This window comes from Streptomyces sp. NPDC091287 (assembly GCF_044768525.1).
Taxonomy (GTDB): domain Bacteria; phylum Actinomycetota; class Actinomycetes; order Streptomycetales; family Streptomycetaceae; genus Streptomyces.
Genome location: NZ_JBIVUV010000003.1, coordinates 235,895 through 248,010, shown reverse-complemented (window position 1 = coordinate 248,010; position 12,116 = coordinate 235,895). Strand labels below are relative to the sequence as shown.

General features: G+C 73.2%; 11 protein-coding genes. 8 read left to right on the top strand and 3 right to left on the bottom strand.

Going from position 1 to position 12,116, the window contains the following annotated elements:
* Positions 1-4 precede the first annotated feature (4 nt).
* From ACIQRW_RS05815 to ACIQRW_RS05805, 3 genes are read right to left on the bottom strand one after another with little or no spacing between them, the layout of a single operon-like run.
* Complete coding sequence (locus tag ACIQRW_RS05815) at positions 5-835, bottom strand: GNAT family N-acetyltransferase (RefSeq protein ID WP_403754920.1); 831 nt, start codon at positions 833-835, stop codon at positions 5-7.
* A gap of 56 nt (positions 836-891) precedes the next feature.
* Positions 892-1,713, bottom strand: coding sequence for a PaaX family transcriptional regulator C-terminal domain-containing protein (locus ACIQRW_RS05810; RefSeq protein WP_403754918.1), 822 nt, complete (start codon positions 1,711-1,713; stop codon positions 892-894).
* Positions 1,714-1,722: 9 nt separating this feature from the next.
* Positions 1,723-3,411: an AMP-binding protein gene (locus ACIQRW_RS05805; RefSeq protein WP_403754915.1), complete on the bottom strand. Its 1,689-nt coding sequence runs from the start codon at positions 3,409-3,411 to the stop codon at positions 1,723-1,725.
* 150 nt (positions 3,412-3,561) lie between these two features.
* Here ACIQRW_RS05805 and ACIQRW_RS05800 point away from each other — a divergent pair, with 150 nt between their 5' ends.
* The 8 genes from ACIQRW_RS05800 (at position 3,562) to mnhG (ending at position 11,997) form a co-directional block, all read left to right on the top strand.
* Positions 3,562-4,881: an acyl-CoA dehydrogenase family protein gene (locus ACIQRW_RS05800; protein ID WP_403754912.1), complete on the top strand. Its 1,320-nt coding sequence runs from the start codon at positions 3,562-3,564 to the stop codon at positions 4,879-4,881.
* Positions 4,878-5,279, top strand: a complete 402-nt coding sequence (locus ACIQRW_RS05795; protein WP_361871407.1) for a RidA family protein — start codon at positions 4,878-4,880, stop codon at positions 5,277-5,279. The genes ACIQRW_RS05800 and ACIQRW_RS05795 overlap by 4 nt, the downstream gene beginning before the upstream one ends.
* Before the next feature lie 255 nt (positions 5,280-5,534).
* A complete protein-coding gene (locus ACIQRW_RS05790) occupies positions 5,535-8,438 on the top strand; it encodes a Na+/H+ antiporter subunit A (RefSeq protein WP_403754909.1) in 2,904 nt (967 codons plus the stop codon).
* Positions 8,435-9,052 carry a Na(+)/H(+) antiporter subunit C gene (locus ACIQRW_RS05785; RefSeq protein WP_050357049.1) on the top strand — a complete coding sequence of 206 codons (618 nt, stop codon included), beginning with the start codon at positions 8,435-8,437 and terminating at the stop codon, positions 9,050-9,052. Before ACIQRW_RS05790 ends, ACIQRW_RS05785 begins: the two co-directional genes overlap by 4 nt.
* The gene (locus tag ACIQRW_RS05780) at positions 9,049-10,701 is read left to right on the top strand and encodes a Na+/H+ antiporter subunit D (protein WP_403754906.1); all 1,653 of its coding nucleotides are present in this window, start codon (positions 9,049-9,051) and stop codon (positions 10,699-10,701) included. Before ACIQRW_RS05785 ends, ACIQRW_RS05780 begins: the two co-directional genes overlap by 4 nt.
* Positions 10,698-11,327 (top strand): Na+/H+ antiporter subunit E, encoded by a 630-nt coding sequence (locus ACIQRW_RS05775; RefSeq protein ID WP_403754903.1) that lies wholly within the window; start codon positions 10,698-10,700, stop codon positions 11,325-11,327. The genes ACIQRW_RS05780 and ACIQRW_RS05775 overlap by 4 nt, the downstream gene beginning before the upstream one ends.
* The gene (locus tag ACIQRW_RS05770) at positions 11,324-11,647 is read left to right on the top strand and encodes a monovalent cation/H+ antiporter complex subunit F (protein ID WP_403754900.1); all 324 of its coding nucleotides are present in this window, start codon (positions 11,324-11,326) and stop codon (positions 11,645-11,647) included. The genes ACIQRW_RS05775 and ACIQRW_RS05770 overlap by 4 nt, the downstream gene beginning before the upstream one ends.
* Positions 11,644-11,997, top strand: coding sequence for a monovalent cation/H(+) antiporter subunit G (mnhG, locus tag ACIQRW_RS05765; protein ID WP_403754897.1), 354 nt, complete (start codon positions 11,644-11,646; stop codon positions 11,995-11,997). Before ACIQRW_RS05770 ends, mnhG begins: the two co-directional genes overlap by 4 nt.
* Positions 11,998-12,116: the final 119 nt, after the last annotated feature.

The following is a 12,116-nucleotide window of genomic DNA, read 5'->3' as shown; positions in this document are numbered from 1 at the left end:
GCGCTCACCGGTTCTTCCTCAACAGCAGCCGGTCCGCCACCGGTTCGTAGCCGATGCGCAGATACACGCCGTTGCTCGTCGGGTTGGCGAGGTCGGTGAACAGCACGACCTCCGCGGCCCTCGCCTCGCGGGCCGCCCGGCCGGCCTCGTCCGTCACGGCTGCCGCGTACCCCCGGCCGCGAAGCTCGGGCGGGGTGTACACCAAGGTCACCCGCACGGTGCCCGCCAGCATCCGGGACCGTCCCGCGAGAGCCACCGGAGCCCCGCCGCTCTCCCAGAGGGTGAGCGCCCCGCGTTCCGTGCCCTCGTCCACCAGCCACTCGGCCGAGGACTTCGACTGCCCGGTCGCGTCGGCGAATCCGCGCACCCACTCCACGAGCAGCGCCCGGTCCGCCGGCGTCGCCGCCCTGGCCCGGCCCTCCGGCGCGGGGGAGGGCGGTCGCGACGGGCCCAGCCGGTACAGCCGCTGCTCCTGCTCGGTCCGGTAGCCGGGGAGCCGGGCGGCCAGCAGCGCCGCGGTGTCCCGGTCCGCGTTGACGGCGTCCAGATCCGGCCCCGCTCCCAGGGCTTCGGCCAGCGGACCCACCGCCTCCGCCGGCACGGCGTTCAGCAGCGCGGGATGCGGCGGAGTGCGCAGCAGGGTCCCCGCCACCGCCCCGCCCGCCCCGCGCCACCAGCCGAGCACCGGATCGCCCCCGCCGTAGTGGTGCGGGCCCGCACGCCTCAGCCGCTCGGTGACGGTCAGCGCCACCGTGTGCTCGACGGGCCGAGCGGCGAGCGACGCGCCGGCCGCGGCGAGGAACGTGGCGACGTCGTTCGTGAAGGTCCAGGTCATGCCTCATCCTGCCCGTGGCCCGGGGCCCGGGGCACCTGGATTTCACCCCGGCGGGGTCACGGCCGCACGTAGCGCTCCCCGGCGTCCCGCAGCCGCTCGTGCAGCCGGCCGAACACCTCCGCCGATCGCCCGCCCGGCCAGTCCCCGGGCAGCAGCTCCGACGGCAGACCCGGGTCCGCGTAAGGGAGTTGCCGCCACGAGTCAAGGGCCAGCAGATAGTCCCGGTAGGCGGTCTGCGGGCGGGGTGCGTCGTCGGTCTCCCCGGACGCCTCCCAGTCCCGCAGCACCGGCTCGTGCAGCTCCAGGAACTCGTGGTGCAGCCGCGCCACCGCCGCCAGGTCCCACCAGCGGGCCACCGCCTCGCGGGTGGCGGCGAAACCGAGGTGCTCGCCGCGGAACAGGTCCACGTACGGGGCGAGTCCGAGCCGCTCCAGGGTGTGCCGGGTCTCCTCGTAGAGCCCGGCCGGCGCGATCCACACCCCGGGCGCGGCCGTGCCGAAGCCGAGCCGGGCCAGCCGGGAGCGCAGCAGATGGCGCTTGTTGCGCTCCGCCTCGGGCACGGAGAACACCGCGAGCACCCAGCCGTCGGAGAGCCGCGGCCCGGGCCGCCCGTAGATCCTCCGGTCCCCGTCGTCCAGCAGTTGCCGGGCGTCCGGCGACAGCGCGTACCCCGCCGAACCGTCCGCCGCACGGGCGGCCACCAGCAGCCCGCGCCGCTTCAGCCGCGAGACGCACGAACGTACGGAAGGGGCGTCGACGCCGACGGCGTGCAGCAGACGGATCAGCTCCGACACCGCGAACGGTGCGCCGTCCGGCGGGCGGCCGTAGGCGCCGTAGAGCGTGACGATCAGGGAACGGGGGGTGCGCAACTCGGCCACGTGATCACTTTAGAGGTGCTGGTCCCGCAGCAGGAACCGCTGGAGTTTTCCGGTGGCCGTACGGGGCAGGGACGCCTGGAAGACGAAGACCCGCGGGCACTTGTGCGGGGCCAGGTTGGCCTTCATATGGGCGCGCAGCGAGTCCGCGGTCTGTTCCGAGCCCTCCGTCAGCACCACGTGCGCCACCACGATCTCGCCGCGCAGTTCGTCCGCCCGGCCCACCACGGCGGCCTCCGCGACCTCCGGATGGCGCAGCAGGGCGTCCTCGACCTCGGGGCCCGCGATGTTGTAGCCGGAGGAGATGATCATGTCGTCGGCGCGGGCCACGTAGCGGAAGTAGCCGTCCGGTTCGCGGACGAAGGTGTCGCCGGTCATGTTCCAGCCGTGCCGGACGTACTCCGTCTGCCGGGGGTCGGAGAGATAGCGGCAGCCGACCGGTCCGCGTACGGCCAGCAGTCCCGCCTCGCCGTCGGGCAGTTCGTCCCCGCGCTCGTCCACCACCCGGGCCTCCCACCCCGGCACGGGCACCCCCGTCGTGCCCGGCCGGATCGCGTCGTCGGCGGCGGAGATGAAGATGTGCAGCAGTTCGGTGGCCCCGATGCCGTTGATGATGCGCAGCCCCGTCGCCTCGTACCAGGCCCGCCAGGTCGCCTCGGGGAGGTTCTCCCCGGCCGACACGCAGCGCCGCAGCGCCGACAGGTCGTGGCCGTCCAACTGCCCGAGCATCGTGCGGTAGGCCGTCGGCGCGGTGAACAGCACCGAGACCCGGTGCCTGACCAGGGCGGGCAGCAGCTGCCGCGGGCCCGCCTGCTCCAGCAGCAGTGTCGAGGCCCCGGCCCGCAGTGGGAAGACCAGCAGCCCGCCCAGGCCGAACGTGAAGCCCAGCGGCGGGCTGCCCGCGAACACGTCGTCGGCGCAGGGGCGCAGCACGTGCCGGGAGAAGGTGTCGGCGATGGCGAGGAGATCCCGGTGCAGGTGCATGCAGCCCTTGGGGCGTCCGGTGGTCCCCGAGGTGAACGCGATGAGCGCGACCTCGTCGGCGGCCGTGTCCACCGCCCGGTACGGCCCGGTCCTGGCCTCGGCCAGCCGGGTCAGGTCCCCGGCCGCGTCCCCGCCGAACAGGGTGACCCGCAGGCCCTCCACGTCCGCCTCCGCCAGGTCCCGCGCCGACCGGGCGTCGCACAGGGCGTGGCCGATCCGCGCCAGCGAGCAGATGGTGGCCAGCTCCGCCGCGCGCGCCTGGGCCAGTACGGTGACGGCGACCGCGCCCGCCTTCATGACGGCGAGCCAGCAGGCGGCCAGCCAGGGCGTCGTCGGCCCGCGCAGCAGTACCCGGTTGCCCGGCACGACGCCCAGGTCGTCCGTCAGCACATGGGCGATGCGGTCCACCGTCTCCCGCAGCTCTCCGTAGCTCCAGACACTCCCGTCGCCGGAGAGCAGCGCGGGGCGGTCCGCGCCCCGTTCCTCGACGGTCCGGTCCAGCAGTTCGTGCCCGCAGTTCAGCCGGTCGGGGTAGCGCGGCGCGGGATCGTCCAGGAGGAGCTCCGGCCACTGCTCCGGCGGCGGGAGATGGTCGCGCGTGAAGGTGTCCGCGTGGGCGCCCGCGGCGTGCCCGGACGGCTCGGGATGCGCGCCGGGGACGCGTACGGACGCGTCGGCGGCGGCTGTGGGCGTGTTCGGCGAGGAATTCGGCTCCATGAAGGATCGCCCCCTTGTCGCCTCCGGAGCGTATCGTTTGAGTGACGGTAGTCAACGGTCCGCGATAAGACATGACGTGCGATGCGATGCGACGAGATGCCACGCGACGCGACAGGGCACGCGACACGACGCGACAAGAGAGGCGCCGCCATGACGGCATTCTCCCTCGAACCGGAACAAATCGCCTGGTGCGAGGAGCTCCGCACCCTCGCCGCACAGGAGCTGCGCCCGCTGGCGGAGAAGGGGGAGCCCGGGCGGGTCAACCGCCCGCTGCTGGCCGCTCTCGGCGAGCTGGGTCTCCTCGGCCGGATGCTGGGCTCCGGGGCACTGGACCTGTGCCTGCTGCGCGAGTCCCTGGCCCGGGGCTGCACCGAGGCCGAGACCGCCCTCGCCCTCCAGGGTCTCGGCACCACCCCGATCGTCCAGGCCGGCACCGCCGCCCACCGCGAGCGCTGGCTCCCCGAGGTGCGGGCCGGGCGGGCCGTCGCCGCCTTCGCGCTGAGCGAGCCGGGTGCGGGTTCCGACGCGGCGGCCCTGAGCCTGGCCGCCGAACACACCCCAGCCGGCTGGGCGCTCACCGGCGAGAAGTGCTGGATCTCCAACGCCCCCGAGGCCGACTTCGCCGTGGTCTACGCCCGGACGACCCCCGGGGCGGGATCCCGCGGCATCACCGCGTTCCTGGTCCCGTCCGACCGCCCCGGACTCACCGGCTCCGCCCTCGACATGCTCTCCCCGCACCCCATCGGCACCCTGGAGTTCGACGGCGTACCGGTCACCGCCGACGACGTTCTCGGCGAGCCCGACCGGGGCTTCCGCGTCGCGATGAACACCCTCAACCTCTTCCGGCCCAGCGTCGGGGCGTTCGCCGTGGGGATGGCCCGCGCCGCCCTCGACGCGACCTTGGACCACACCGCCCACCGCACCGCGTTCGGCGGTCCGCTGAGCGACCTCCAGGCCGTCTCGCACCAGGTCGCGGAGATGGCCACCCGCACCGAGGCCGCCCGCCTCCTGGTGTACGCGGCGGCCGCGGTGTACGACGCGGGGGAGAGCGGCGTGCCGCGCCGGGCGGCGATGGCCAAGCTGTACGCCACCGAGACCGCGCAGTACGTCGTCGACGCCGCCGTCCAGCTGCACGGCGCCCGCGCCCTGCGCCGGGGCCATCTGCTCGAACATCTCTACCGCGAGGTCCGCGCGCCGCGGATCTACGAGGGCGCGAGCGAGGTGCAGCGCACCATCATCGCCAAGGAGCTGTACGCGAACGGCGCCCAGCGGTCCGAGCCCCTCGCCCAGCAGTCCCTTGCTCAGCAGCCCCGTGACGAGCAGTCCCTTGCTCAGCAGCCCCGTGACGAGCAGTCCCTTGACCAGCAGTCCCTTGACCAGCAGTCCCTCGTCCAACAGTCCGCCGCCCGGCAGTCCGCCGCCCCGGAGCCCGTGGAGCCCATGGGCCTCACCCAGGAGCCGCCCGCATGAGTCCGTCCCACCGGATCAACCCGGCCGAACTCTCCCCGCCCACCGGCTTCAGCCACGCGGTCGTCGCCACCGGCGGGCACCTGGTCTTCCTCGCCGGGCAGACCGCACTCGACCCGGACGGAAAGGTCGTCGGGGCCACCCTGCCCGACCAGTTCGCCGTCGCCCTGGGCAATCTGCTCACCGCTCTCCACGCGGCCGGCGGAGCCCCGGCGGACCTCGCCCGGGTCACGGTCTACGCCACGGACATCGCCGACTACCGTTCCCACGCCCCCGAGCTGGGCCGGATCTGGCGCAGGCTGGCGGGGCGCGACTACCCGGCGATGGCCGTCATCGGGGTGGCCCGGCTCTGGGACGAGCAGGCGATGGTCGAGATCGACGGGGTGGCGGTCCTGCCGTGAGGCCGGCGCACGAGTAGCGGCGCGGCACCGCGCCACGAGACCCGGGTGATGCTCCGCGGTCGCGGCACCACGGGCAACACGCCGTACCGCGACCACAGCGGACCCTGCGCCGGACACGGTTGAGGCGCCCCTCCCGGAGACAGCGGCCGGGAGGCGCGCGGCGCGCCGGTCGGGTGAATCGGCCTGAGGGATATATCTGTATTTAGTGCCTTTTATTCCGGATGCCCCGCCGCCGCCCGAACCGGACACCCCTCGGTGATCGCGCTCATCGTCGCCCACTTCGCGCTCGCGGCCTGCGCGGGCCCGCTGGTGCACCGGCTCGGCCGACGGGCCTTCGTCGTGCTGGCCCTGCCCCCGGCGGCGGCCACCGTCTGGGCCCTCACCCGCTGGAGCACCGCCGCGTCCTCAGGCGCGGACACCTGGTCCTGGCAGTGGATCCCGGACTACGGCGTCGCCCTCGACCTGCGCCTGGACGCGCTGGCCGAACTGATGGTGCTGCTCGCCGCCGGGGTCGGCGCGCTCGTCCTGCTCTACTGCGCCTCCTACTTCACCGACGACACCCCGCAACTGGGCCGCTTCGCCGGGAACCTGCTCGCCTTCGCGGGCGCGATGCTCGCCCTCGTCCTCGCCGACGACCTGATCACGCTCTATGTGTTCTGGGAACTGACCACGGTCTTCTCCTACCTGCTGATCGGCCACGGCAGCGAACACCGGCACAGCCGCCGCTCCGCCCTCCAGGCCCTCGTCGTCACGACCTTCGGCGGCCTCGCCATGCTCGTCGGTTTCCTGATCCTCGGTCAGGCCGCCGGCACCTACCGGATCTCCGCGATCGTCGCCGATCCGCCCGAGACGACCCTCGCCGTGTCCGTCGCCGTCGTCCTCGTGCTGTGCGGGGCCCTGTCGAAGTCCGCGATCTGGCCGTTCTCCATGTGGCTGCCGAACGCCATGGCCGCGCCGACGCCTGTCAGCGCCTATCTGCACGCCGCCGCGATGGTCAAGGCCGGTGTCTACCTGGTCGCCCGGCTCGCCCCCGCCTTCGCCGACGTCCCCGTCTGGAAACCCGTCGTGCTCGTCCTCGGCGGCGCGACCATGCTGCTCGGCGGCTGGCGGGCGCTACGTCTGAACGACCTCAAGCTCGTCCTCGCCTACGGGACCGTCAGCCAGCTCGGCTTCCTCATCCTGCTCGCCGGCACCGGCAACCGCGACGCCGCGCTCGCCGCCGTCGCGATGATCCTCGGGCACGCCCTCTTCAAGGCCCCGCTGTTCCTCGTCACCGGCATCGTCGACCACGCGGCCGGCACCCGCGACCTGCGCGAACTGTCCGGCGTCGGCCGCTCCCTGCCGTACGTCGCCGGTGTCGCCGCCCTCGCCGCCGCCTCCATGGCCGCCCTCCCGCCGCTGCTCGGCTTCGCAGCGAAGGAGGCCGCGTTCGAGGCGCTGCTGCACGGCTCCGCCGCCGACCGGTGGGCGCTGGCCGTCGTCGTCGCGGGCTCCGCGCTGACCACCGCGTACAGCCTGCGGTTCGTCTGGGGCGCCTTCGCCCGCAAGCCCTGCGTCCCCGACACCCCCGTCCACCGCGTCGGGTGGGCCTTCCTCGCCCCGCCCGCCCTGCTCGCCGCCCTCGGCCTGGTCCTCGGCCCCGGCGTCGGCTGGACCGACCGGCTGCTGGGCGCGTACGCCGACACGTTCCCGGCCGAGGGGAAGCCGTACCACCTGGCCCTCTGGCACGGATTCGGCATCGCGCTGCTCCTGTCGGCCCTCGCCTGGGCCGCGGGCACCGTGCTCTTCCTCGGCCGCGCACCCGTCACCCGGCTCTCCCGCCGGATCGCCTGGCCCACCGCCGACAGCGTCTTCGGCCATCTGCTGCTCGGGCAGGAACGTCTCGCCCTCCAGGTCACCGGCTTCATCCAGCGCGGCTCCCTCTCCGTGTACCTCGCCACCACCCTCCTCGTCATGCTCGCCGGGCAGCTCACCGTCCTCGTGGTCGACACCCCCTGGAACGGGGCCGTGCGCCCCCGGCTCTGGGACAACCCGCTCCAGGGCGCGGTCGCCGCCCTGACCTGCGCCGCCGCCCTGCTCTGTCTGACGGTGCGACGGCGCATGAAAGCCGTGGTCCTGGCCGGCCTCACCGGATACGGCACCGCCCTGCTCTTCGTCGTCCAGGGAGCGCCCGACCTGGCGCTCACCCAGTTCTGCGTCGAGACCGTCTCGATGATCGTCTTCGTGCTGGTGCTGCGCCGGATGCCCGTCCACTTCCAGGAGACCGTCAGCACCTGGCGGCGGGCCGCCCGCATCCCGACGGCCCTCGCCGCGGCCGCCACCGTCGGCGTCGGCATGTGGGTCGCCGCCGCCGCGCGCACCGCCGAACCGGCCGGCGCCGCCATGGTCCAGGAGGTCGCCGACCACGGGCTCAAGGACGTCGTGGCCACCATCCTCGTCGACCTGCGTGCCTGGGACACGATGGGGGAGTCCGCCGTGCTCGCCGCCGCCGCGATCGGCGTCACCAGCCTCATCTACCTGCACCGCCGCAGCGAGGGCACCATGGTCCAGGAGGAGTTGCGGGGGCGCACCGCCTGGTCCCTGTCCGCTCACCACTCCTCCCGACTGCCGCAGGGCGACGACGCGGCCCCCGAACGCGGCTGGCTGGCCGCCGGAGCCACCCTCGCCCCCGAGCACCGCTCGATCGTCTTCGAAGTGGTGGCCCGGCTGCTGTTCCACCCGATCCTCGTGCTCTCGGTCTATCTGCTGTTCTGCGCCGAGAGCCTGCCCGGCGGCGGGTTCGTCGCGGGACTCGTCGCCGGACTCGCCCTGATCACCCGCTACCTGGCGGGCGGCCGCTTCGAACTCGCCGAGGCCGCCCCCCTGCAACCAGGACTCTTCACCGGCCTCGGCCTCTTCATCTCCACCGGCGTGGGCCTCCTCGGACTCGCCGACGGCACCGTCCTGCACGCCTTCACGTACTACGGACACCTGCCGGTCTTCGGCAAGTACCACCTGAGCACCTCGGTCCTCTTCGACTTCGGCGTCTACCTGCTGGTCCTCGGCGTCGTCCTGGACATCGTGCGGGCCCTCGGCGCCAAGATCGACCGGCAGATCGAACGGGCGGCGGGCGTCCTCGCCCCCGAAGGCGGCCCCGAGGCGGGAGGGGCCCTCCGATGATCGTCAGCGCCTCGCTCCTCGCCACCGCCGTCGTGCTCTGCGCCGTCGGCGGCATCCTCATGCTCACCCGCCCGCTGACCCGCATCCTGCTCGGCGCCGTCATCCTCGGCAACGGCATCAACCTGCTGGTCCTCTCCTCCACCGGCCGGGCCGGCGCGGCGCCCCTGCTCTACGGGGTGTCCCTGAGCCGGGTCACCGACCCGCTGCCCCAGGCCATCGCGCTGACCGCCATCGTCATCACCCTGGCCACCACCGCCTTCCTGCTGGCCATGGCCTACCGCAGCCACCAGATCACCGGCACTGACGAGGTCCACGACGACCTGGAGGACCGCCGCATCGTGCTGCGCGCCGAAGTGCTCGGCGAACGAGCCCAGTTGCGCGAGCAGTTCCGGTCGGGGGCCGAACCCACCGCCGAGGAGCGCGAACGCTACCGGGAGGAGCGCCGCCGGCTCCGCGACCGGCTCCGCGCCGACCGCGCCCGCCAGGCCCGGGGCCGCGACGCCTCCGGCAACCTCTGGAACGACGTGCTGGGCGCGGACCCGGAGGACTACGCACGCGACGGCGACGCCAAGGCGGACGACCGCTACCCCCGCGACCGAGGAGCCGACGGATGAACGCGCTCGTCCCCCTGCCCGTGCTGCTGCCCCTGTGCGCCACCGGCCTCAGCCTCGCCTTCGGCACCCGCCTGGGGCGCTTCCAGCGCTTCATCAGCGTCGCCGTGCTGTCCGCCGTACTCGCACTCTCGGTGATCCTCATGATCGCCGCCGACCGGCAGGGCCCGCTCTCCGTCCACCTCGGCGACTTCGCCCCGCCGCTCGGCATCACCCTGGTCGCCGACCGGCTGTCCGGGCTGATGCTCACGGTCTCCTCGGCCATCACGCTCTGCGTGCTCGTCTACTCCCTCGGCCAGGGCATGACCGACCGGGACAAGGAGACCCCGCTCGCCGTCTTCCACCCCGCCTATCTGATCCTCGTCGCCGGGGTCTCCTGCACCTTCCTCGCCGGCGACCTCGTCAACCTCTACGTCGGCTTCGAGATCATGCTGGTCGCCAGCTTCGTCCTGCTCACCCTCGGCGGCACCGGACCCCGGATGCGGGCCGGCTCCACCTACGTGATCATCTCGCTGTTCTCCTCGATGCTCTTCCTCACCGCCATCGCCATGACGTACGCGGCCACCGGCACCGCCAACTTCGCCCAGCTCGCGGGACGGCTGGCCGACCTCCCCATCGGCGTACAGACGCTGATCCAGGCGCTGCTGCTGACCGTCTTCGCGATCAAGGCAGCCGTCTTCCCGCTCGCCGCCTGGCTTCCCGACTCCTACCCGACCGCCCCGGCCCCCGTGACCGCCGTCTTCGCCGGACTGCTCACCAAGGTCGGCGTCTACTGCATGCTCCGCACCGAGACCCTGCTCTTCCCCGGCAACCGCATCGGCGACCTCCTGATGGCCATCGCGCTGGCCTCGATGGTCATCGGCATCCTCGGCGCGGTCGCCCAGACCGACCTGAAGCGGCTGCTCTCCTTCACCCTGATCAGCCACATCGGCTACATGGTCTTCGGGATCGGCCTCGCCACCCGCGAGGCGTACGGCGGGGCCATCGTGTACGTCGCCCACCACATCACCGTCCAGACGACCCTGTTCCTCGTCGCCGGGCTCATCGAACGCCGGGGCGGCACCACGGAACTGACCCGCCTCGGCGGTCTGGCCAGGGCCGCGCCGACACTCGCCGTGCTGTTCTTCGTCCCCGCGATGAACCTCGCCGGGATCCCCCCGCTGTCCGGCTTCATCGGCAAGCTCGGGCTGATGCGCGCCGGCGTCGCCGACGGCGGCGGCTGGGCCTGGCTGCTGGTCGCGGGCTCGGCGGCCACCAGCCTGCTGACGCTGTACGTGGTCGCCAAGGTCTGGAACCTGGCCTTCTGGCGCGCCGCCCCGCCCGGCCAGGCCGCCGCCGGAACGGTCCTGGAGTCCGGCGACGACAGCGACGACGACGCGGACGCGGGCCCCGACCGGATCCGCGGCACCGGTGACGAGGGCATCGCCCCGGCCCACCGCCCGGCGGGGCAGGCCGTCGCCGCGACCCTGCACGGACGGGCCGTCATCACCACCAGCCGGCTGCCCCGCCCGATGGTCGCGGCCACCGCGGCGACCATCGCTATCGGCCTCTCCTTCACGGTGTTCGCCGACCCGCTCACCGCCTTCACCGACCGCACGGCCGCCGAACTCCTCCAGCGGACCCCCTACGTCCAGGAGGTGCTGGGCCGGTGAAACGCACCCTTGGCCTCTCGTTCCGCAACGCCGATCTTCCGCCGCTGAGCTGCGAGTTCGGCACCCGCCGCCGACGCGTGCTGGACCTGCCGTTGATCGCCTGGCTCACCGTCATCTGGGTGCTGCTCTGGTCCACCCTCACCTGGGCCAACGCCATCACCGGCCTGGTCGTCTCGGTCGTCGTCTGCCTCGCCTTCCCGCTGCCCCGGGTCGACCTCGGACTACGGCTCCACCTCTGGGGCATCCTGCGCCTGGTCGGCTATCTCCTCCACGACATGTACACCTCCGGGGTGAAGGTCACCCGGCAGATCTTCTTAGGCCTGCCGCACCGGGCCGCCGTGATCGGGGTGCCCCTGCGCTGCCGCAGCGACCTGATGCTCGCGGCCACCGCCGTCGCCGTCTCCAACGTCCCCGGCGGCTCCATCATCGAGGTGCGCCGGGCCACCGCCACGGTCTTCCTGCACGTCCTGGACGCCGACCGGCCCGAGGAGCTCGAAGCCGCCCGGCGCCAGGTGTGGCGGATCGAGGAACTGACCGTACGGGCCTTCGGCACCCCCGACGAGATCGCCCGGGTCGCCGAACCCCCGCCACCGCCCCAGCTCGCCGCAGGGAGGCCCGCATCATGACCGCGCCCGAACAGGTCGACCACATCCTGCTGACCGCCGCCGTCGTCCTGATCCTGCTCGCCGGGGCCCTGCTGCTGGCCCGGATCTGGCGGGGGCCCTCCATGCTCGACCGGGCCATCTCGCTGGACGTCTGCGCCGCTCTGATCATCGCCGGCCTCGCCGCCAAGTCGGCGTTCGCCCGGGACCCGTTCTACTTCCCGATCATGCTGGTGCTGGCGTTCCTCGGGTTCACCGGTTCGGTGGGCATCGCCCGCTTCATCGCCGTACGCGACCGGCCCCGCCCCCCGCACCCCGACGACGCCCAGGAGGACCCGCGGTGAGTCTCTGGCTCCAGATCGTCGACACGGCCGGCGCCGCACTGCTCCTCATCGGCGCCGCGATCTGTCTGCTCGGGGCGATCGGCATGATCCGGCTCCCCGACGTCCTCTCCCGCAGCCACGCCGCGACCAAGCCGCAGACCCTGGGGATGATCCTGGTGCTGGCCGGGGTCGCGCTGCGGCTGCGCAGCGGCATGGACCTCGCGACCCTCGGCCTCATCGCCTTCTTCCAGATGCTCACCGGCCCGGTGGCCTCGCACCTGGTGGCCCGTTCCGCGTACCGCACCGGCCAGATCGATCACGGTGAGCTGCTCTTCGACGAACTCGACGAGCAGCTCACCGACAGCAAGTGAGCCCGCGTCGGACCGCGTTCACGCCCCGCCCGCCGGAACGTGTCTGATCCCCGCACCGCCCCTTCCCCGCCAAAGCGCCCACGGGCCGGTGTCCGCATGCCATGATGCGGGCAATGCCG